This window comes from Halovenus carboxidivorans (genome assembly GCF_009831575.1).
GTDB classification, from domain to species: Archaea; Halobacteriota; Halobacteria; order Halobacteriales; family Haloarculaceae; genus Halovenus; species Halovenus carboxidivorans.
On the sequence record NZ_WUUT01000001.1, the window covers coordinates 979184 to 998783 of the forward strand.

At 65.2% G+C, this 19600-nt stretch carries 20 protein-coding genes; 10 read left to right on the plus strand and 10 right to left on the minus strand.

Annotated elements, in window-relative coordinates:
- Positions 1–59: 59 nt before the first annotated feature.
- From GRX03_RS04930 to GRX03_RS04940, 3 genes are all read left to right on the plus strand, one after another.
- On the plus strand, positions 60–911 hold the full coding sequence (locus GRX03_RS04930) for a shikimate kinase (RefSeq protein WP_159763035.1): 852 nt from the start codon (positions 60–62) through the stop codon (positions 909–911).
- On the plus strand, positions 904–1218 hold the full coding sequence (locus tag GRX03_RS04935; protein WP_159763036.1) for a chorismate mutase: 315 nt from the start codon (positions 904–906) through the stop codon (positions 1216–1218). Before GRX03_RS04930 ends, GRX03_RS04935 begins: the two co-directional genes overlap by 8 nt.
- Before the next feature lie 106 nt (positions 1219–1324).
- On the plus strand, positions 1325–1465 hold the full coding sequence (locus GRX03_RS04940; RefSeq protein WP_159763037.1) for a rubrerythrin-like domain-containing protein: 141 nt from the start codon (positions 1325–1327) through the stop codon (positions 1463–1465).
- A 131-nt stretch (positions 1466–1596) separates the two neighbouring features.
- Here GRX03_RS04940 and GRX03_RS04945 read toward each other — a convergent pair whose 3' ends face one another.
- From GRX03_RS04945 to GRX03_RS04955, 3 genes are all read right to left on the minus strand, one after another.
- Positions 1597–3636, minus strand: a complete 2040-nt coding sequence (locus GRX03_RS04945) for a DEAD/DEAH box helicase (RefSeq protein ID WP_368278000.1) — start codon at positions 3634–3636, stop codon at positions 1597–1599.
- Positions 3637–3694: 58 nt separating this feature from the next.
- Positions 3695–4072 carry a cupin domain-containing protein gene (locus tag GRX03_RS04950; RefSeq protein ID WP_159763038.1) on the minus strand — a complete coding sequence of 126 codons (378 nt, stop codon included), beginning with the start codon at positions 4070–4072 and terminating at the stop codon, positions 3695–3697.
- Positions 4073–4153: 81 nt separating this feature from the next.
- Positions 4154–5422: an MFS transporter gene (locus GRX03_RS04955; RefSeq protein ID WP_159763039.1), complete on the minus strand. Its 1269-nt coding sequence runs from the start codon at positions 5420–5422 to the stop codon at positions 4154–4156.
- Positions 5423–5573: 151 nt separating this feature from the next.
- Here GRX03_RS04955 and GRX03_RS04960 point away from each other — a divergent pair, with 151 nt between their 5' ends.
- Positions 5574–6908 (plus strand): outer membrane protein assembly factor BamB family protein, encoded by a 1335-nt coding sequence (locus tag GRX03_RS04960; protein ID WP_159763040.1) that lies wholly within the window; start codon positions 5574–5576, stop codon positions 6906–6908.
- Here the strand turns inward: GRX03_RS04960 and GRX03_RS04965 are convergent.
- Positions 6905–8749 carry a S9 family peptidase gene (locus GRX03_RS04965; protein WP_368278003.1) on the minus strand — a complete coding sequence of 615 codons (1845 nt, stop codon included), beginning with the start codon at positions 8747–8749 and terminating at the stop codon, positions 6905–6907. The two genes, GRX03_RS04960 and GRX03_RS04965, sit on opposite strands and share 4 nt — an antisense overlap.
- A 95-nt stretch (positions 8750–8844) precedes the next feature.
- Between GRX03_RS04965 and GRX03_RS16505 the strand changes: the two genes are divergently transcribed.
- Positions 8845–8985 (plus strand): DUF7557 family protein, encoded by a 141-nt coding sequence (locus GRX03_RS16505; protein ID WP_201289173.1) that lies wholly within the window; start codon positions 8845–8847, stop codon positions 8983–8985.
- A 21-nt stretch (positions 8986–9006) separates the two neighbouring features.
- Here the strand turns inward: GRX03_RS16505 and GRX03_RS04970 are convergent, their stop codons facing one another.
- The 4 genes from GRX03_RS04970 to cyaB form a co-directional block, all read right to left on the minus strand.
- Positions 9007–10191: a tRNA sulfurtransferase gene (locus GRX03_RS04970; protein WP_159763042.1), complete on the minus strand. Its 1185-nt coding sequence runs from the start codon at positions 10189–10191 to the stop codon at positions 9007–9009.
- Positions 10192–10241: 50 nt separating this feature from the next.
- Positions 10242–10619, minus strand: a complete 378-nt coding sequence (locus GRX03_RS04975; protein ID WP_159763043.1) for a CBS domain-containing protein — start codon at positions 10617–10619, stop codon at positions 10242–10244.
- A gap of 69 nt (positions 10620–10688) precedes the next feature.
- The gene (locus tag GRX03_RS04980) at positions 10689–11891 is read right to left on the minus strand and encodes a methionine adenosyltransferase (RefSeq protein ID WP_159763044.1); all 1203 of its coding nucleotides are present in this window, start codon (positions 11889–11891) and stop codon (positions 10689–10691) included.
- A 75-nt stretch (positions 11892–11966) separates the two neighbouring features.
- Positions 11967–12530, minus strand: coding sequence for a class IV adenylate cyclase (cyaB, locus tag GRX03_RS04985; protein WP_159763045.1), 564 nt, complete (start codon positions 12528–12530; stop codon positions 11967–11969).
- A gap of 344 nt (positions 12531–12874) precedes the next feature.
- On the opposite strand from cyaB, the gene GRX03_RS04990 reads away from it, so the two are divergent.
- The gene (locus tag GRX03_RS04990) at positions 12875–13813 is read left to right on the plus strand and encodes an FKBP-type peptidyl-prolyl cis-trans isomerase (protein WP_159763046.1); all 939 of its coding nucleotides are present in this window, start codon (positions 12875–12877) and stop codon (positions 13811–13813) included.
- 41 nt (positions 13814–13854) lie between these two features.
- Here GRX03_RS04990 and GRX03_RS04995 read toward each other — a convergent pair whose 3' ends face one another.
- Together GRX03_RS04995 and GRX03_RS05000 are read right to left on the minus strand one after the other, a co-directional pair.
- The gene (locus tag GRX03_RS04995; protein ID WP_159763047.1) at positions 13855–14478 is read right to left on the minus strand and encodes a fibrillarin-like rRNA/tRNA 2'-O-methyltransferase; all 624 of its coding nucleotides are present in this window, start codon (positions 14476–14478) and stop codon (positions 13855–13857) included.
- Positions 14475–15320, minus strand: a complete 846-nt coding sequence (locus tag GRX03_RS05000; RefSeq protein WP_159763048.1) for an NOP5/NOP56 family protein — start codon at positions 15318–15320, stop codon at positions 14475–14477. Before GRX03_RS05000 ends, GRX03_RS04995 begins: the two co-directional genes overlap by 4 nt.
- 165 nt (positions 15321–15485) lie before the next feature.
- Here GRX03_RS05000 and GRX03_RS05005 point away from each other — a divergent pair, with 165 nt between their 5' ends.
- The 4 genes from GRX03_RS05005 to GRX03_RS05020 are packed head-to-tail and all read left to right on the plus strand — an operon-like array spanning position 15486 to position 19519.
- Positions 15486–17531 (plus strand): AMP-dependent synthetase/ligase, encoded by a 2046-nt coding sequence (locus GRX03_RS05005; protein WP_159763049.1) that lies wholly within the window; start codon positions 15486–15488, stop codon positions 17529–17531.
- A gap of 42 nt (positions 17532–17573) precedes the next feature.
- Positions 17574–18122: a hypothetical protein gene (locus GRX03_RS05010; RefSeq protein ID WP_159763050.1), complete on the plus strand. Its 549-nt coding sequence runs from the start codon at positions 17574–17576 to the stop codon at positions 18120–18122.
- Positions 18123–18159: 37 nt separating this feature from the next.
- Positions 18160–18636 carry a cyclic pyranopterin monophosphate synthase MoaC gene (gene moaC, locus GRX03_RS05015; protein WP_159763051.1) on the plus strand — a complete coding sequence of 159 codons (477 nt, stop codon included), beginning with the start codon at positions 18160–18162 and terminating at the stop codon, positions 18634–18636.
- Between the two features lie 49 nt (positions 18637–18685).
- Positions 18686–19519, plus strand: a complete 834-nt coding sequence (locus GRX03_RS05020; RefSeq protein WP_159763052.1) for a molybdopterin synthase — start codon at positions 18686–18688, stop codon at positions 19517–19519.
- The last annotated feature ends 81 nt before the right edge of the window (positions 19520–19600 follow it).

Below are 19600 nucleotides of genomic sequence, written 5' to 3' on the forward strand. Positions count from 1 at the left end.
GTTCGGGCCGGAGCGCAATCACCACAAGTAAGTACTGTCGTGTGGGAGAGTGAGACAGGATGGAAGGGCAGGCAGCCGCGCCGGCCGCGGGAACGGTGCTGAACGCGCTCGCGACCGGGACCGGGTCGGCCTTCGCGATCGACGAGTACACGACCGCGACAGTCGAACTCACCGACGAGGACGATGTCACCGGTGAGATCGACGGTGCCGAGGACGCCGATACCCGACTGATCGAGCGCTGTGTCGAACTCGTCACCGACCGCTTCGGCAACGGGCAGGGCGGCCACGTCGAGACCGAGAGCGAGGTGCCGATGGCCTCGGGGTTGAAGTCCTCGAGCGCCGCGGCGAACGCGACCGTGATGGCGACCCTCGACGCTCTCGGCGCGACGGACCGGATCGACAGGGAGGACGCCGCGCGGATCGGCGTCAGCGCGGCCCGTGATGTCGGCGTGACTGTCACGGGTGCGTTCGACGATGCAAGTGCGAGCATGCTCGGCGGCCTGACCGTCACGAACAACGACGAGGACGAACTGCTCGCGCGGGACACCCCCGACTGGGACGTGCTCGTCTGGACGCCGCCGGAACGGGCGTTCAGCGCCGACGCGGACGTCGAGCGCTGCCGACAGATCGCTCCGATCGCGGAGGTTGTCGCCGGTCTCGCCTTAGACGAGCGGTACGGGCAGGCGATGACGATCAACGGCCTGGCTTTCTGTGCGGCGCTTGGCTTCCCCACCGATCCGATGATGGAAGCGATGAGGACGGAGGGGGTCTCGCTGTCCGGAACTGGTCCGAGTTTCGTCGCCGTCGGCACCACCGACCAGCTCGAACCCGTCCGCGAGCGCTGGAACGACCGCGAGGGAACAGTCTGGCTGACACACACGCAAACCGAGGGGACACTGACAGATGTCTGAACACGACGACGACCGCGACCGAGGAATCGACCCGCAAACGATGTCACTCGACGAACTCCGCACGGAGATCCGCGGGATCGACCGCGAAATCGTCGAGTTGATCGCCCGCCGAACGTACGTCGCCGACACCATCGCCCAGGTCAAAGACGAACGGGGGCTCCCGACGACCGACGAGGAACAGGAACAGCGCGTGATGGACCGGGCGGGCGAGAACGCCGAGCAGTTCGACGTCGACGCGAACCTCGTCAAGGCCATCTTCCGACTGCTGATCGAACTGAACAAGGTCGAGCAACGAGAGAACAGATAACGGCCGGACGAATCAAACGTTCGTCCACCGAGTCGCGGAAAAGTGTTTATTTTCTACTAGGAATATTAGGAGTAGGGCAATCAGTGTCCGGCTCTAACAGTGACATATGAGACCAGCAGACACGGCACCGGAGGGAGAACTGTACGAATGTTTCGACTGTGGGCGTCGCGTCGAAGACCCGGAGACGGCCCGATGCGAGGGCTGCGGTGGACGGCTCAGAAACCTCGGCAAGCCGCGGGATCTGTAGCCCCCACGGCGTGATCCTCACGGCGGGGTTCGATCCCGGCGGCGAGAACTGGTCGTGACAACCTCCGTCGACGGCCAGGAACGAGTCGTCTACCGCGACCAGTATCGCCCAGAAAACTGCCCGTCGGCCCGTCACTCCTCGCGGTCGCGTTTCTCCATCCGCGCGACCAGATCGTAGGGACTCTCGCCGTGCCGGATGCCGTCGAGGAGCGCGAACGCGTCTCCCGGCGAGAGGAAGTGACTCGTCACCGCTCGGCCGAGCGGCGTCGGTTCGAGGCCATCGATGAAGTCGTATTCGAGCAGTTTCCCGAGCGCGTGTTTCGTCGGCACGTCACCGACCATCATCTCGTTGAGCCGTTTGGCCTGGTTGCCACCGACCGTGACGTTCGCGAGCGTCTCCTCGACGGCCGCCGCCTCGTCGTAGCGGGTCTGTACGGGCTCCATCTCCCCTTTGAGCAGTTTGAACGCTACTTCGTCTTCGGTCATCTCCTGGCTGCCGTGGTAGCTGCCGTCCGGTTCGACGAGGAGGTAGACGGTCCCCTTGTCGTGGTAGTCCGGTCGCCCGGCCCGGCCGAGCATCTGGTGGAACTCCTGGACCGAGAGCCACTCGATTCCCATCGCCAGCGAATCGAAGATGACCTGCGACGCCGGGAAATCCACCCCGGCGGCCAGCGCGGCGGTCGTCACGACCGCCGACAGTTCCTGGTCTGCGAACTGCTCCTCGACGCGGGTTCGGCGTCGGTTGTCCAGTCCCGCGTGGTAGGGTGCAGAGGAGTAGGTCAACTTCCGGGAAATCTCGTGACAGCGCCGCCGGGAGTTGGTGAAGATGATCGTCTGGCCGCGATACCCTTTACTGGATTTCTGGTCGAACGCCCGCTGTGTGAGTTTGTCCTCTACGTCGATCTTCTCGCGGCCGTCGAGGAAGGTCACGTGACGCTCGATGGGGACGGGCCGTTCCTCGAACTCGATCAGCGTGGCTTCGAGCGCCTCGGCGAGCGTGCCGGGGTTGCCGACGGTCGCGGAGAGGTAGATCCACTGGGTATCGCCGCTGCTCTTTTCCCGGCAGTAGTACTTCAGCCGGGAGATCAGCCCGTCGAGACGGTGGCCACGCTCGCCCTCGCCGAGGGTGTGTACCTCGTCGATGACGACCGTCCCGATGTCACCGAGTTGCTTGTTGGTCCGCAGCGCGTGATCGACTCCCTCGTAGGTACCGACGATGATGTCGGCGCTCGGATCGAACTGCTCGCCGTCGTCGTTGATCCGGCTCGCACCGACGCGCAACGTCACGTCCGCAATATCGCCGTAGCGGTCCTGGAACTCGCCGTACTTCTGGTTGGCGAGCGCGACCAGCGGCACCAGAAAGAGCATCTTGCCCTCGCCGTTGAGCACGCGGTCCAGCCCGGCCATCTCCCCGACCAGCGTCTTCCCCGTCGCCGTCGCGCTGACGACCAACTGATCTTCGCCCTCTGTCGCGCCGTTCTCGACGGCGAGGCTCTGGACGGGCAACAGCGTGTCGAAGCGGTCTTCGAGTTTCTGCTGGATACCCGGATGCAGCGACAGCGAATCGACGGGCACGGGATCGACGTCCTCGACCGTCGGGCTGATCTCGTCGAACTTCGTCAGCTCCGGGTCGAGGTCGCCCTTGAGGAGGTTGACGATCCGTTCGAGATCCTGCACCTCGAACAGAAGCGACTCCAGGCGCTCCTGTGCGGTTCCGGTGATGTCGCCGTGGTAGGCGAGCTGTCGGTCCAACTGCTCGCGGGCGCAGTCCGGACAGACCGTCTCGTTTTCGGTCTCGATGGCCGTCTCCGAGGTGATCGGCGAGTAGGTGCCGCTCTGGGCACAGAGCCGACAGGTTCGGACGACCTTCGCGTCAAGTTGGTAGCCGTCGAGCAGTTCCCGAAGCTCCTCGCGCCCCCGCGAAGAGGTCTGCTGTGAGACGCGGATGCGGTCGGCGCGGCGGGCGAGTTCGACGAACTCGTCGGGACTGCGAAGCTCCTCGTTCGAGCCGTCGACGACCCTGAGCCGGGCGGGTCGTGGCCCGGCGCTCGTCTCTTTCACTTCCAGGAAGCCGGTGAAGACGCGACTCCCTTCTCGCTGGACGACCACCCGATACTGGTCGTCGTCTTCGTGGAGGAACAACGTATCGACCCGCGCGACCTGCTGTGACACGACGCCTAGTACGGGCAGGGAGTATTTGAGTGGTACGAACTGCTCCGCGCTGGCCCGCTCACTCCACCAACTGAATCTCGTCGTCGCCGGTCGGCACCGCACACAGGAACACGCCCGGTTGCTCGCCCTCGTTGCGATACCAGTGGACCGCGCCGGCGGGGATGTGGACCGTATCTCCGGCGGTAACGGTGTACTCCTCGTCTTCGATGCCGACGACGTACTGCCCCGAGAGGACGTGCTGTTCGTGTTCGACCTCGTTCGTGTGTTCCGGCACCGTCGCGTCCGGATCGAGAACGAACCGTCGCAGTGCAACGTTCGGTGCACCGTGGTCTTCGTTGACCAGCACGCCTTTAGACATCCCCTCGGCGGCGTCGACGGACTCGTATTCGATCTCTCGTGCCCGACGGACCAGCGGTGTGGATGCTGACTCAGCCATACCCGACGCTACGGCGGCGGTCTGCATATGCGTTCGGCCGGTTGCGGAGTCGGGGTCGCGCCGACGATTCCCTCGCGGTGCTCAGTCAGCGGGTTCGGTCTCGTACCGCTGGATGAAGTCGATCCGCCCCTCACCGACGAGCAGGACGACGGCCAGCCCGGAGCCGACCAGCGCGAAACTCGCGAGCACGGCGAAGAAGGCCCCCAGTACGAACTGATCGAGGACGAACCCGCCGACGGCGATGCTCGCCGCCCCGAACCCGAACTCCGCGAGGTAGGTGTAGCCGTAGGAGAGACCGCGGCTGTCCGGCGGCGTGTACTGTGCGACCGCGACCTGATAGAACGGCTGGATGACGAAGAGGAAAAATCCGAGCACCCCACAGAGCACGACCACCGCCGCGATGCCGAGATTGGAGACGGGCACGAACGCGAGCGCCAGCACGGCGAGGACCACGAAGATGCCCGCGAGCCCTCGTTCGACCGGCAGTCGGTCGGTCAGTTTTCCGCCGGCGTACTGGCCGGCGATGCCGACGACGAGCAGTCCCACGTAGATGTAGTCACCTGGTTCGATTCCGGTCAACCCCGCCGTGAGTTCGATGCCCTCCATCGCGGGCAGGCCCTGCAGAATCTCCGGGAGGAACGTGAGCACGCCGCGGTAGAACAGCCCCTCGAAGGCGACGAGGACGAACACGACCAGAAACGCGCTGGCAAGCAGGCGGCGACTGTTCGAGAGGAACCCGGACAGCGTCAACGCCTCCTCGTCCTCGGTATCGACGTCGGAGTCGACGGCCGCGGTGGTGTCGAACTCCGCGCGGAGGCCGTACAGGAAGCCGACGACGGCCGGCAGGGCGAGCAACGCGGCGACCAGCGGCCAGTCCAGAAAGTACAGAAGCGTCGCGGCGGCGAAGGGGCCGAGCGCGATCCCGGCGTTGCCGGCCATGCCGTGGTACGCGAACACCGTTCCCTGCTGGCTGGCCCCCGTACTAATCAGTGCCATCCCTGCCGGGTGGTAGACGCTCGCTGCGATCCCCCACCCGATCAGCGCCGCGCCGACCAGATAGACGGAGTTCGCAACCGCGAGGGCCATAAACGACAGCGACATGCCAGCGAGGCAGGCGAGGACGAGCCGCTTCGGGCCGAATCGGTCGGCTAACACGCCCGCCGGGAGCGCACCGATTCCGAACGGTGCGTAGCCCAACGATATAATGAAGCCCAGTGTCGCAAGACTGACATCGAACGAACTGTGCCACGTGACGAGAAAGATCGGAATCGACAGCTCGAACCAGTGGACGAGGCCGTGGCCGAGCATGGTGAACCGCGCAATCGCCCGGTCGTTAGGGTTCAGTGCCATCGGAGTTGACTGAGTAAACACGGTGGAGTCACTTAGCCACACTGACTCGGGTCCGCCGTAGGCGGTACGTACCCCGACGTAGGTTCCTGATGTGGCCGTCGTAATCCATACCAAAATATACATTACGACCAGTGATAATCATTTATGCAACATGTCGCCGCGGAACTCGCGCCCCCGGACCCGCCGGCAGTTCCTTCGGCTAGCCGGCTGTGCAGTCGGTTCCGGGGCGGTTCTGCGGGCGTCCGACGGGGCCCGCGCCGCCGCGACGGCGGACTGGCGGTTCGACACCGGCGGCCCCGTGTTTTCCTCTCCGACCGTCGTCGACGGGACGGTGTATATCGGCTCGCAGGCCGGCGGCGTCTACGCCCTCGACGCCGAGACGGGCGTGCGGATCTGGGAGTTCGAGACCAGCGAACCGGTCGATAGCTCACCGTTCGTCGTCGACCGGGGCAACGAGACGGAGCGTCTCGTCCTCGTCGGCTGTGAGGATACGAACCTCTACGCGCTCGATGCCATCTCCGGGGAGGAGCGGTGGCGCGTCGAGACCGAGGGCCGAGTGCAGGCCTCGCCGGTCGTCGGCGCCGAAACGCTGTTTTTCACGAGCGACAGCGACGGCCTCTACGCGGTCGACACCGCGGACGGCCAGCAGCGCTGGTTCTCGGAGTACCAGATGATGAGCGGCGCCTCGCCAACAGTCGTCGAAGACGCCGTCTTCGTCCGCGGGCAGTCTCTCCGCGCGCTCGATCCGAAATCCGGCTGGCAGCGCTGGCGCTTCGACCTCGGCAGCGGCACCTACTCCTCGCCGACCGTTGCCGACGGGTCGGTGTACGTCGGTGACCGCGAGCGCACCGGCGGCCCGAACTCGGCCGGTAACGTCTACGCGTTCGATGCGGAGACCGGCGACCGGGAGTGGGTCTTCGACACCGACGAGTTCGTCGACTCCTCACCGACGGTCCACGGCGACACGGTCTACGTGGGCGGGTGGAAGACCCGGCTCAGGTCCGACGACGGCGGCAGTGCGACGGGGTCGGTCTTCGCGCTCGATACCGACGACGGCAGCAAACGCTGGCAGTTCGAGACCGGCGGCCGGGTCCTCTCCTCACCGACGGTCGCCGGGGGCGTCGTCTTCGTCGGTAGCTGGGACGGGACGGTCTACGGGCTGGACGAGTCGACCGGCGAGCAACTGCTCGCGCTCGACACCGGGGGCAAGGTCAGTTCGTCACCGACGGTGGCCGACGGACGCCTCTACGTCGGCAGTAACGACGGATACGTCTACGCCCTGTCGGCGGGTGTCAGCGGGACGAGTTCCGACTCCCGGGTCCAACTCGGGACCCTCGGCCACACCGGGAGCAAGCGTCTGCCCAACAGTTTCAAACCGAGCAGCCGCCTGGACGGTTTCACCGCACGGGCGCTCGGGGCCGGGGGGGCGCTCGGGTTTCTCGCGGGGAGCGGTCTCCTCTACTGGGGGGAGGACCGCCTCGATTAGACGTGTTCGTCGAGGAAGTCGACGACTTCGGTGTACGCCTCGATCCGGTTGTCGAGCTTCGAGATGCCGTGGCCCTCGTCCTCGAAGATCAGTTTGCGGACCGGGACGCCCTGCTCGCGCGCTCGCTCGACGATCTGTTCTGCCTCTCCGACCGGCACTCGCGGGTCGTTCGCCCCGTGGAGTACGAACAGCGGCGCTTCGATGGCCTCGATGTTGTTCGTCGGGCTGATCGATTCGAGGAACTCGCGGTCGTCTTCGAGCGAGCCGTACTCGGCCTCTCGTAGCTCTCGCCGCCACGAGCCGGTGTTTTCGAGGAAGGTGACGAAGTTCGCGATGCCGACGACATCGACGCCCGCCGCCCACAGCTGTGGGTACTCCGTCAGCGCGGCGAGCACCATGAACCCGCCGTAGGAGCCGCCCTTCGCGACGACCCGGTCGGGGTCGACCGCGTCGGACTCTGCGAGCCACTCGACGCCGTATTTGATATCCGTGACCGAGTCCATCCGCTTTTCGACGTCGTCGAGGTGGGTGTACTCGCGACCGTAGCCAGAGGACCCGCGGACGTTCGGCTCGAACAGCGCGTATCCCTCCGCGAGGAAGTACTGCCGCAGGCCGGAGAAGGAGGGCCGACGCTGGCTCTCGGGGCCGCCGTGGATATCGACGATTACCGGCGCACCGCCCTCGGGGACGGTGTCGGGCAGCGAGAAGAAGGCGGGAATCTCCCGCCCGTCGAAGCTCTCGTACCGGACGAGTTCCGGTTCGACGAACTGCTCGCTCGGGATTCCGGCCGTCGACGCCCGAGTCCAGCGTGTCGCCGCGCCGTCCGGATCGCCCGCGAGCGCGGCGTCGTCGTCGGCCACCTGCCGCAGCGCGGTCAGATCCACGACAGAGACGTTGGTGTTGTGTCGGCGGCCGGACGAGGACAGCGCGAACCGGTCGCCGTCGGGTCCGAAACTGACGCCGCCGGCGACGTTCCCCGGGAGTTCCGGCATCGGCAACTCGCTGATTCCGTCCTCGGTCAACTCCCCGAGCGTGAGATCCGTGTAACCGTCGACGTTGCGGGAGTAGACGACCGTTCCCGTCTCGTCGTCGACCGCCACGCCGTCGACGTTCCACTCGCCGCCGGACCGGAGTCGCTCGACCTCGCCGCTCTCGGGGTCCATCCGGGCGAGATACAGCGTCTCGGTCCCGTCGTCGGTGACGAGATACAGCCACTCGCCGTCCGGCCCCCACTGGACGCTCGAATAGCGGATATCGCCGTCGTGTGGGGTCAGGTGACGACGCTCGCCCGTCTCCAGATCCAGCACGTACACGTCCTGATCGAAGTTCGAGTAGGCCTCCCGGAGGAGCAGTGACTCGTCGCCGGGGTGCCAGCCGTTGACGCTCAGCCAGCCGTCGCCCTCGAAGACGAGTTCCGCCTCCTCGCCCACCGCGTCGCGGTCCTGGACGTAGATGTCGAAGACGGACTCGTCGCGACGGTTCGAGGCGAAGGCGAACCGTTCGCCGTCGCTGCTCCAGCCGCCCCAGCGGTGTTTCGCCTCCGGCATCCCGGTCAGTTCGGTGATCGTTCCGTCCGCGTCGAGTCGGAACAACTGCATCCGCTCGTTGCCCCCGTCGTCCATCCCGAACACCATCTCGGGCCGTTCCGGGGCGTAGCTCACGAACGAGACGGGTTCGTCGTAGAACGTTCGCTGGACGGGCCAGGCACCCGGCTCGTCGAGTGTGTACACCTGCGCGACGCCGGTCGCGTCGAGCAGGAATGCGAGCCGACCGTCGGGACCGAGCGAGGCCCCGTACGCGGCGCGGACCGTCAGGTATCGTTCGAGATCGTAATCGCTCACGCCCGTGTCCAGTGGCGGCGCGCACATAGCGTTTGCGTGCCGCCGGGGTGAGCACAACAGCTACGCTTATCAAAATCGCCACCGAAGGTGTAGATATGCCCGCGATCGACCTCGACGAAGACACGGTCGAACGGCTGGATAACCTCCGAATCGACGACGAGTCGTACGACGAGATCATCAACGAACTCATCAACATCTACGAGGCCGAGGAGCTGACGCTGTTCACCTCCGAGTGAGCGGTCGGCCCCGACAGCCGATCACTCCAGACGTGTCCGGTCCGCGGCTACCCGGGCCGCCCGGTCCGCGAGGTCGTCGGGTTCGGCCTCCCGGACCCGCTCCAGCGGCGGCCGTGTCGCCGGCCGATCGGGTGCCAGCCGGTGACAGCCGGTATCGATCGTCGAGTCCGGGTACGTACCGATCTCCTGTGCGCGCTGGCTGATTGTCGACTTGTCACGAGCTAGCAGCGGGCGGTGGACCGGTAGCTCCGTCGCGGCGCTCGTCACCCGCAGATTCGCCGTCGTCTGGCTCGACTTCTGGCCGACCGACTCCCCGGTGACGATTCCGACCGCGTCGAGATCCGCGGCGACTTCCTCGGCGACCCGCAGCATGAACCGCCGAACAACGGGCATCCGGTAGAGATCCAACTCGGCGGCCAGCGACTCGATTACGTCGCCGCCGGGAGCGATCCGGAGCCGGGTGTCGTAGTTAGGGGCGTACTCTGACAGCGTCGCCGCCGTCTCCTCGGCACGGAGGCGGTGGTCGACACCGCCGTACGCGCCGAGGTCGACGTACAGCGGGTAGACTGGTGCGCCGCGTTTCATCGCCAGCCAGGCCGCGACCGGCGAGTCGATGCCGCCGCTGACCAACGCGACGAGCGGCTGTTGTGTCCCCAGCGGCAACCCGCCCGGACCGCTCTGTCTGTCGAGAAAGACGTAGGCGTCGTCCTCGCGGACTTCGACGGAGACGGTCAGTTCGGGGTCGTCGAGGTCGACCGTCGGCTCCAGCCCCTTCTCCAGGGCGACCGCCCCGACCGCATCCCCGCCCTCGCGTTTGAGTTCCGCGCTGGTGAACGGGTGGGCGGACTTCGGACCGGCGCGGTGGGCCCGGACGGCGTAGGGTTGGCCCTCGTAGTGGGTGCGGGCCGTCTCCGCGAACGCCTCCGTGATTGCCTCCTTCGTCGCATCGACCCGTCTCACGGGACTCGCCGAGACGACACCGAAGGTGTCTGTCACCGCTTCGATCACATCGTCGACACGCTCCGTACCGGTGTGGACGTACAGACGCGTGTTCTCGCGGGTGACATCGGCGTCGATGGTTCGGTCCTCGAGCACCGCGAGCAGATTCTCCTGTAGCCGCTGTTCCATCCGGCCGCGGAGCTGTGAGCTTTTGACTCCGATCTCTCCGTACCGGACGAGCACCGTCTCGGCCCCGGGTGGGTGCATGTCAACCCGTAACCCGCGGGCGGATAAACCGGCTACGATCGCGCGAACGCTCAGGTGCTACTCTCTGTGATGTCCGTTTTCGACAAAATACCGACAATCTCGCCGTCTTCGGTCACCGGTACGTAGCTGATCCCCTCCTGCAGCATCGTCGAGGCGGCGTCTTTGATGTGTTGTGTCGGGTTGATGGTCGCCGTCACCTCCGTCGCCGCGTCGTCGACGTGTAACTCGGAGGTGTCTCTGCCTTCCGCGACCTGTTGTACGATGTCCGTACTCGTGACGATACCCGTCGGTTCCCCCCTGACGATCACTGCGCCACTGTTCGCTTCCCCCATCCGCTCGGCGGCCGTCACCAACGACGAGTCCCGACTGACCGTCTCGAAGGACTCCGACATGTACCGCCGGACCGTCTGATCTTGTTGCTTGCTCACACGGTACACTAGGCGCGGCCGATAATGATAGTTCCGCCGGATCCGACCGTGTCCGACGGCTCCGCGGGGTCAGAACGTCGAGAGTTCGTTTTCGATCACGCGCTCTGTGATGTCGGTGACGTTCGCGAGTTCGTCGTCGACGGTGTCGACGATCTCCTCGCGGATATCTTCGATCTCGACGCCGTCCTCCGTGAGCACCTGCGCGTCCGCCACGTGGGGGTGGTCGATGGGTTGGCCGATCTGGCTCAGCAGCCGCATCTGTAGCTGTCTGATCCCGTCGACGTCCTCGACGACGGACTCGGCGATTTCGGTCGAGAGGAGGTTGTAAATCTTCCCGATGTGGTTGACCGGGTTCTTCCCGCTCGTCGCCTCCATGCTCATCGGACGGTTCGGCGTGATGAGCCCGTTCGCGCGGTTCCCACGACCGACCGACCCGTCGTCGCCCTGCTCGGCGCTGGTTCCGGTGGTCGTCAGGTAGATCGATCCCTCCTCGTAGTCGTCGGCGGTGTTCACGTAGACGGTCACGTCCCGGTCGGTGTACTCGCTGGCGAGATCCTCGACGTACGCCTCGACATCGCGGACAGCCTGTTTGTACTCCTCCATGTCGGCAATGTACCGATCGACCATCGCCACGGCGACGGTCACGTCGATCTGATCGCCCTCGCGTTTGCCCATCACCTTGATGTCCTGTCCGATCTCGGGGTTGTCCTCGGCGTAGGTCGTGTTGAGTTGGCGCTCGGTGTTGTAGACGATCTGTTCGGTCTCGGTCAGCGGCGCGTGGCCGACGCCGTAGCTGGTGTCGTTGGCCATCGGAACCGCGCCCTCCTCGCCGAAGACGTCCTGCAGGTCTCCGCTCCCTTCCCCGAGTTTGATGTCGACGATGATGTCCGTCCCCACGTCGAGATGCGGGAACGTCTCGTCGAGATACTCCCGCGCGGCCTTCAGCGCAATCGTCTCGGCGGGTATCTTCTCGCCTTCGTAGGTCTTGGTCGCACGGCCGACGATCAGCAGATAGATCGGTTCCAGCATCTCGCCGCCGCCGAAGGCCGGCGCGGCCGTCCCCGCGACGAGTTGTGTCTCGTCGGTGTTGAAATGCAGCAGTCGCCCGAACCGGTCGAGATACGTCCGGGCGAGCGCCCGGGCGACCTCCTCGGCGACCCCGTCACAGATCGAATCGGGGTGGCCGATCCCCTTTCGCTCGACAATCTCGATATGCTGGTCTTCGACGGCCCGAGCCGCCGCCGGTTCGACGTGGATATTCCGTTCGGTCATTACCACCGGCTTCGGCAGCGCCCGGTCTATAACTTTCGGAAACAATGACTCGCCAGACAATTTCTCGGAGTAATACTACTCCTCGGAGAGCAACAGGCCGAGATAGGACGTTCGGATCTGCTCGTCGGTGTCGAGGCCGAGATCGGTGAGCAGGGTCAGGACGCGGTCGCGCGCGCTGTCGATGTCGCGTTCGGTTTCGAGTTCGGCCTCGACGAACTCCCCGAGACCGTCGACGGTATCGAGGGTCACGGTGACGCCTTCGACGGTGTACCGCTCGCGCTCCTTGCGGACCGTCGCGGCGGGTTCGTAGCCGAGGCCGTTGAGGATGGCGCGGAGTTCCTCCGGGTCGACGACGGCGGTTTCGGCTTCCTGGCGTGTCTTCGAGTCGCTGTCGACGAGCGGCCCCTTGTAGGTGAGTCGGGTGTCTATCGTCTCCTCCTCGTCGTTCTCACAGCGACTCGTCGCTGACCGTTCCTCCCGCACTCGGAGGGCTTCGTCGGTCTGGGCGAAATCTCGATCAGGGGCGTCGTAGTAGATGTCCTCCTGTTCGACGGACTCGACGTGAACTGCGCCGACTGATTCGAGTGAATCGCGGACGGCATCGTGATCCGCGCGGACTTTGACCTCGACTTCGTACATACGGGTTCGTGTATCCGAAGGCACATAAACGGTGCCGCAAGAGCCGTTAACAGTCTTTAACGCCCGCACAACGAGTGTTAACCGCACGCGACATCCGGGAAAACAGCCGAAGCCGAAATCTGAGGACGGTCGGTAGACCCACTCAGACGACGGTTTGGCTGGTCGCCACGAAACGACCTGATGCTCCCGGCGTCGACTGGTCCGGTTCCGGCCCCGGATACCCCCGCGCGACTCACTTCGTCTGCCCGTCAGGACGCCCAATATCACGCTAACGTGGCACACGATTCCCGCGCTGAGCGTTGCGAAACGGTGTTCTTAAGAGTATTACGACTGACCCACAGGGTATGAGCAACGATTCCGAGGAGGAGTCGACAGAGAGCGAAGAAGCACAGGAGGAAGAGGCAACGGGCCTTCAGGAAGGCGATTTCATCAGACTCGACTACACCGCCCGCACGGTCGAGGACGACCGCCTGGTCGACACGACAGACCCTGAGGTCGCCGAAGAGGAGGGAATCGACGACGACGAGCAGGAGTTCGCCCCGCGAACCATCGTGCTCGGTGAGGGTCACATCTTCCCCTCGGTCGAGGACGACATCGTCGGCAAGGAAGTCGGTGACACGGGCACCGCGAGCGTCGAAGCCAGCGAGGCCTTCGGCGAGTACGACGACGAGCAGGTCCGAACCGTCAGCAAGGACAAGATCCCGGAAGACGACCGCTACCCCGGCGCGCAGGTCCGTATCGACGGCGAGGAAGGCTTCATCGAGACGATCATCGGCGGACGCGCCCGCGTCGACTTCAACCACCCGCTGGCCGGCGAGGACATCGAGTACGAGTACGAGATCATCGAGAAGGTCGAGGACCGCAAAGAGCAGGCCCAGGGCCTGATCGACATGTTCCTCGGCATGGATCTCAACATCTGGTTCCAGACCGACACTGTCGAGGAAGAGCAACTCGTCGAGGATGACGACGACGAGGACGACGAGGATGAGTCCGAACCCGAGTTCGAGACGGTCGAAGTCGAGAAGGAGTCGCTGTACATCGAGGCGACCCCGCAGCTGACGATGAACCAGCAGTGGATGATGCAGAAACAGCAGATCGGCCAGCAGCTCATGGAGATGGTCGGCGTCGACCGAATCGTCATCGAGGAGATCATCGACGGCGCCGGCGGCATGGGCATGCCCGGCATGATGGGCGGTATGGGCGGCATGGGCGGCGGCGACCTCGAAGAAGCCCTCGAAGACGCCGACATCGACGCGGACGAACTCGCGGACGAACTGGAGTAATTTCCTCTCCGTTCTCTCGATCTAACTACCAGCAGTATCTGCTACTCAGGCGTCGCGACGACCCCGAGATGGTCGTCGTGAAACGGTTCGAGTGACTCCGCGTACTCGATCTCGTATCCCTCCGCCAGCCGTTCTTCGACCTCCTCGAAGACGGCTTCGGGGTCGCGGGTCACGTCCTCGCTTCTGGCTTTGACCGAGAGCACCAGCCGACCGTCCTCCCTGAGAAACTGTCTGTTCGCCAGCGCCACGTCGGCCTGGCCTCGAATCGCGACGTCCTGGACGATCACGTCGACCGGTTCGACGACGTGAGCGTACGACTCCGGCTCGCGGGCGTCTTTCAGCAGCGGAAAGAGATTCTCCCGGTCGGCGGCTACGTCGAGCAGATCCCGCATCGGCCGCGGTGCGAACTCGACGGCGTAGGTCGGCCCGGCGAAGTCGGCGACGTGGCTGACGGTCGTGCCGCTCGCCGCGCCGAGATACAGCACCGTCGATCCGTCGTCGAGGCCGGTCTCGACCTCCCGGTCGAGCAGGACGGCGAGTTTCGACCGCGAGCGATCCCACAGCCGCCAGCCGTCGGCAGTCGGCTCACCGTACACCGGCTCACCCTCCGTGGCGAGCCCGGTCTCGCCGTCGATGCTCTTCCGAGCGACGCCGTCCGGACTCATTGGTTCTCACGAGCGCGGATACGCTCCATTCGGTCGTCTAACTCGGCCTCTAACTCCGGGCGGTACTCCCCGGCGTAGTTGTCGACTCGGGCGGCGATAGCGAGTTTGCCGGCGAGCGCGCGGGCGGCCGAACCGCGGTCCTCCGGTCGGGTCCCTCGCACGTACTCGTGGGTGTAGATGATGCCGTGTTTCGGAGAGGGGGCCCCGCCACGGAGGTGTGCGAACAGGGCGTCTTCGGCACCCAGCACCTGTACCGTGCCAGCGGGCTTTTTGGCTAGTTCGTCGAGGCCGCCGGCCAGCGCGATCAGCCGCGCCGCCAACTCCGGGCCGGCGAGGGCGGTGAGGTTGGGCGCGACGGAGGTCGCCGTCGATTCGACGACAGTCTGCAGCGACCGGCTCTCCTCCTGGAGACCGACGATCCGGTCCGCGAGCGAGACGAGTCGGTCTTCCATCGGACTGTCCGGCTCCCGCTCGGCGAGAGCGGCGATGTACTCGTCGTCGACGTCCGCGTCGGCGTCCTGACTCCCGGCCCACTCGCCGACGCGTTCGGTGAGTTCGTTCGCCACCCGCTGGCAGTCGTCGAGCGCGCGGATCGCGTGGATTAGCTGCTGGTCGTCGGCCTGCTCGCGTTCCCTGACTTCGGCCCGCGTGGCCGCCATCGTCGCCTCGTGGAGGAGTCTGTAGTACTCCTCGCGCTCGGCGAATCCGGACTCGGCGGCGAGGGTTGGCCAGTCACGGGGCGCCGTGGCCGACCCGTCCCGGACCGCCGCCTGCGCGGCGTCGGTGTCGCCGGGGTCGATCCCGGCGAACCAGCCGTCGGTGGCGGACTCGTCGTGTGTCATACCACGCAGTACAACTGCACCCGATTTAGATGTCGTGGTCGGGGTCGACCGGAGCTACGACGAACCGACGACTGCCGGACTTTCGCGATCCGTCGTCGAGGATCACCTGACGATGTACCGAAAGGACCGATCTTTTTATAAGAGTGTTTCGTATTTGGCTACAGTATGTCGACCAAGATTCAGGGGCCTGACTGGTTGGAAGCAGAGCGTAACTACGACGATCCGATGCGCGAACGGGGGACGATTCCGGAGCTGTTCGAGAAAAGCGCCGAGGCGAACCTCGACGGGGAGGCGCAACTGTTCAAGGGCGGGGTCTACGACAGATCGATCGACCACCTGCTCCCCGAAACGCCGACAGGCGAGTACGAATCGATCTCCTACCGACAGATGCGCCGGATCGTCAGGAATCTCGCGACCGGATTCCGGGAACTGGGGTTGGAACCGGACGACCGTGTGGGGTTGTTCTGTAGCACGCGCATGGAGTGGGCACAGACGGACTATGCCCTGCTCGCGGCCGAGTGCGTGGTGACGACGGTCTACACGGACTCCTCGCCGAAACAGGCGAAGTACCTGCTCAGCGACCCCGGTGCCAGCGCCGTCGTCGCCGAGAACGCCGAGTTGCTCGACCGGGTGATCGAGGTCGAAGACGACCTCGACCTCGAGTTCATGGTCGTCATCGACGAACCGGAGTCGGGCTACGAGCGGGAGGATATCTACACGCTGGGGGACGTGCACGATATCGGCGAGGAGAACTACGACGAAGACACCTACCAGGGCTGGCTCGACGACCGACAGCCGGAGGATCTCGCGAGCCTCGTCTACACCTCCGGAACGACCGGCCAGCCCAAGGGCGTCCGACTGACACACTGGAATTTCCGCTCGAACTTCCACATGATCCGGCGGCGCTCCGGCCCGCGGCCGGGCGAGCCGGACCGACCGTGTATCAGCAGCGACTCGACGACGATCTCGTTCCTGCCGCTGGCGCACGTCTTCGAGCGGACGGTCGGGAGCTTCGTAGCGTACGGCTCCGGCGCGACCGTCGGCTACGCGGAGAGCACCGACACCATCTCCGAGGATATCAAGAAGATCCAGCCGACGACCGCCGCGAGCGTCCCTCGCGTCTACGAGCGGATCTTCGACAGCATGCGCGAACAGGCCTCGGAGAGCCCGGTGAAAGAGCGGATCTTCAACTGGGGGCTGGACGTCGCAATCGACTACCAGAAAGCCGAGGATCCCGGCGCGCTCCTCCGGCTGAAACACTCCATCGCGGACAAACTCGTCTACTCGACGGTCCGCGAACAGCTCGGGGGTAACATCGAGATCATGGTCTCCGGCGGCGGCAGTCTCAGCACCGACCTCTGTCGGATGTTCAACGGGATGGGGATCGTCGTCACCGAGGGGTACGGCCTGACGGAGACCGCACCCGTCGTGGCGACGAACTCCGTCGACGACATCCGCCCCGGCACCCTCGGCGTCCCGGTCGTGGGCTGTGAGGTCGCAATCGACGAGTCCGCCATCGATCAGGAGGACGTCGACAGGGAAGTCGAGGGCAGTTCCGTCGGCGAACTGCTCGTCCGCGGTGACAACGTCACGGACGGCTACTGGAACAAGCCGGGCGCGACGGAGCGGGCGTTCACCGACGACCCCTTCGGAACCGACGACGATACGGAGCCGGAACGGGAAAGCGTCGCCGCCGACGGTGCGGGCAAGTGGTTCCGCACCGGCGATCTGGTCGAGCAGACCCCCGACGGCTTCCTGATCTTCAAGGAGCGGCTCAAGCAGATCATCGTGCCCGACACCGGGAAAAACGTCGCCCCCCAGCCCATCGAGGACCTCTTCTCGACGAACGACCGCGTCGAGCAGATCATGGTCGTCGGCGACAACCAGAAGTTCGTCGGCGCGATCATCGTGCCGAACTTCGAGTCGATGCGCAAGTGGGCCGACAAGGAGGGAATCGATCTCCCCGAGGACCCCCACGAGGCCATCGAGGACGACCGCGTGCGGGAGTGGATCGGTGAGGTCGTCGAGGAGACCAACCAGGAACTCGAAACGTACGAGCAGATCCGCGAGTTCGCGCTGGTCGCCGAGGAGTGGACGCCGGAGAACAACATGCTCACTCCGTCGATGAAGAAGGTGCGGAACACGATTCTCGACGTGCACGAGGAGAAGATGCGGGAGATCTACGGCGAGGAGTACCGCCCGAAGAACTGACGGACCCACAGCGGTTTGTTGCTCGCTCGTGTACGTGCGTCCATGGATAGCGACGAGGAAAGCTCACACGAACGCATGCAGCGGTACGAACAGCTCGCCGAGCGCGAGCGGGAGTACCGCGCACAGAAGCGGACGATGCTCGACGACGTCGGCGAGGAACTGACCGGCGTCGTCGAACGGGCAATCGCGATGGAAGGGGCGAACGTCGCCGTCGAATCGACGAGTTCGGACGGGCGAACGCAGCGGCTCAAAGCCACTCTCGACCGCGCCGCGCTCGTTGCGGCCGTCTCCGAACAGCTCCCCTCGGGATTCGCGATCAAGGACGTCAACGACGACGGGACGCTCTCTATCGAGTGGTCCCGCCGGGAGACCTCCGCCGAACAGCGCGCGATGGTCATTCTGCAGGCGATCGTCTCCGAAGAGATCGTCACCGACGCCGACGAACTGATCGTCGAAGCACCGACTCGCCAGCGGGTGATCGAGCGCGCGACCGAACTCGGCATCGACGAGGACCTCGCCGGCGAACGCCTCCAGCGGCTGGACGACCTCGGGAAGGTCGACATCGAGGAGGGGCAGGTCTTCCCCGGCTGACCGGTGAGCATTACTTCCGGGCCGCCCGAGTAGCGGTATGAGCGATCAAGACGACCTGACACACGTCGAGGACGGCAACGCACAGATGGTCGACGTCGGTGACAAGGCCGACTCCAAGCGCCGAGCGGTCGCGGAGGGGCGGATCGACCTCCAGCCCTCGACGATCGACGCGATCCGGGCCGACGGTATCGAGAAAGGCGACGTGCTCGCGACGGCCCGCATCGGAGCCGTTCAGGCCGTAAAACACACGTGGGAAACGATCCCGATGTGTCACCAGATCCCGATCACGAACGTCGAGACGGACTTCACCGTCGACGAGGAGTCGGTCACGCTGACCGTCGCCGTCGAGACAGTCGGCAAGACCGGGTGCGAGATGGAGGCTCTGGAGGGAGTGACGACGGGGTTGAACGTGGTCTGGGACATGGTCAAAGCCGCCGAGAAAGACGACGACGGCGAGTATCCGGCGACCAGGATCGGCGACGTGGAAGTGATCGAGAAAAGCGTCGAGCGGTGAGCGTGGGAACAGGCCGAACAATCAAGCCCACGGCCCGCGAAGGGGAGGTATGCACGTCCTCTCGATTGTCGGCCACTCTGATACGGGAAAGACGACACTGACCGAGCGACTGACCGACCGCTTCTCCGATCGGGGCCGGGTCGGCACGGTCAAACACATCGACTGCGAGCCGACCCTCGACACCGAAGGTAAGGACACCGCCCGCCACCGCGCGGCCGGCGCGGTCCAGACCTACGGCATCGGTGACGACGAGTGGTTCGCGACCGGTGACACCTCGGAACTCGACCTGCACGAGGCGCTCGAACGACTGGGCGAACGCTGTGACTACGCGCTGGTCGAGGGTTACTCCGACCTCGCGCTGCCGACCGTCGTCCTCGGGGAGTACGATGTCGACCGCGGCGAGGTACTGGCGCGGCCCTCTCACGGCGAGGAGGCGGACATCGAGGCAATCGTCGACGCGCTCGAAGCGACCGAACCGTACGAGACGCTCTCCTCGCTGGTCGCGAAGGTCAAACGATCACCCGACGAGGTGTACAGCGGCGCAATCGCCACCTTCACCGGACGCGTGCGAGCCAAGGAAGGTCCCGACGACGAACGAACGGAGAAACTGGAGTTCGAGAAGTACGACGAGGTGGCCGAACAGAAGATGGCCGAGATCCGCGAGGAGTTGGAGAAGCGCGACGGCGTCTACGAGGTGCGGATGCATCACAAAACAGGCGTCGTCGAGGCAGGCGAGGACATCGTCTTCGTCGTCGTCTTGGCGGGCCACCGCGGGGAGGCCTTCGAGACGGTCGAAGACGGAATCAACCGCCTCAAAGAGATCGTGCCGCTGTTCAAAAAAGAGGTGACCGTCGACGAGGAGTTCTGGGCCCACGAGCAGTAAGCGTCCATCTCGGCGGAGACGATTGCTCCGGTTTCGTTTCCACTCTCCGCCACCCGTCTCGTACTGCCGACGAACACCTCT

Bases quoted from the DNA above. Each gene is read 5' to 3' on its own strand.
- moaC (WP_159763051.1), top strand. From the start codon at position 18,160: ATGAGCGATCAAGACGACCTGACACACGTCGAGGACGGCAACGCACAG.
- GRX03_RS04950 (WP_159763038.1), bottom strand. From the start codon at position 4,072: ATGGCTGAGTCAGCATCCACACCGCTGGTCCGTCGGGCACGAGAGATC.
- GRX03_RS05010 (WP_159763050.1), top strand. From the start codon at position 17,574: ATGGATAGCGACGAGGAAAGCTCACACGAACGCATGCAGCGGTACGAA.
- GRX03_RS04995 (WP_159763047.1), bottom strand. From the start codon at position 14,478: ATGAGTCCGGACGGCGTCGCTCGGAAGAGCATCGACGGCGAGACCGGG.
- GRX03_RS16505 (WP_201289173.1), top strand. From the start codon at position 8,845: ATGCCCGCGATCGACCTCGACGAAGACACGGTCGAACGGCTGGATAAC.
- GRX03_RS04970 (WP_159763042.1), bottom strand. From the start codon at position 10,191: ATGCACCCACCCGGGGCCGAGACGGTGCTCGTCCGGTACGGAGAGATC.
- GRX03_RS04930 (WP_159763035.1), top strand. From the start codon at position 60: ATGGAAGGGCAGGCAGCCGCGCCGGCCGCGGGAACGGTGCTGAACGCG.
- GRX03_RS04935 (WP_159763036.1), top strand. From the start codon at position 904: ATGTCTGAACACGACGACGACCGCGACCGAGGAATCGACCCGCAAACG.
- GRX03_RS05005 (WP_159763049.1), top strand. From the start codon at position 15,486: ATGTCGACCAAGATTCAGGGGCCTGACTGGTTGGAAGCAGAGCGTAAC.
- GRX03_RS05000 (WP_159763048.1), bottom strand. From the start codon at position 15,320: ATGACACACGACGAGTCCGCCACCGACGGCTGGTTCGCCGGGATCGAC.
- GRX03_RS04990 (WP_159763046.1), top strand. From the start codon at position 12,875: ATGAGCAACGATTCCGAGGAGGAGTCGACAGAGAGCGAAGAAGCACAG.
- GRX03_RS04980 (WP_159763044.1), bottom strand. From the start codon at position 11,891: ATGACCGAACGGAATATCCACGTCGAACCGGCGGCGGCTCGGGCCGTC.
- GRX03_RS04940 (WP_159763037.1), top strand. From the start codon at position 1,325: ATGAGACCAGCAGACACGGCACCGGAGGGAGAACTGTACGAATGTTTC.
- GRX03_RS04960 (WP_159763040.1), top strand. From the start codon at position 5,574: ATGTCGCCGCGGAACTCGCGCCCCCGGACCCGCCGGCAGTTCCTTCGG.
- GRX03_RS05020 (WP_159763052.1), top strand. From the start codon at position 18,686: ATGCACGTCCTCTCGATTGTCGGCCACTCTGATACGGGAAAGACGACA.
- cyaB (WP_159763045.1), bottom strand. From the start codon at position 12,530: ATGTACGAAGTCGAGGTCAAAGTCCGCGCGGATCACGATGCCGTCCGC.
- GRX03_RS04955 (WP_159763039.1), bottom strand. From the start codon at position 5,422: ATGGCACTGAACCCTAACGACCGGGCGATTGCGCGGTTCACCATGCTC.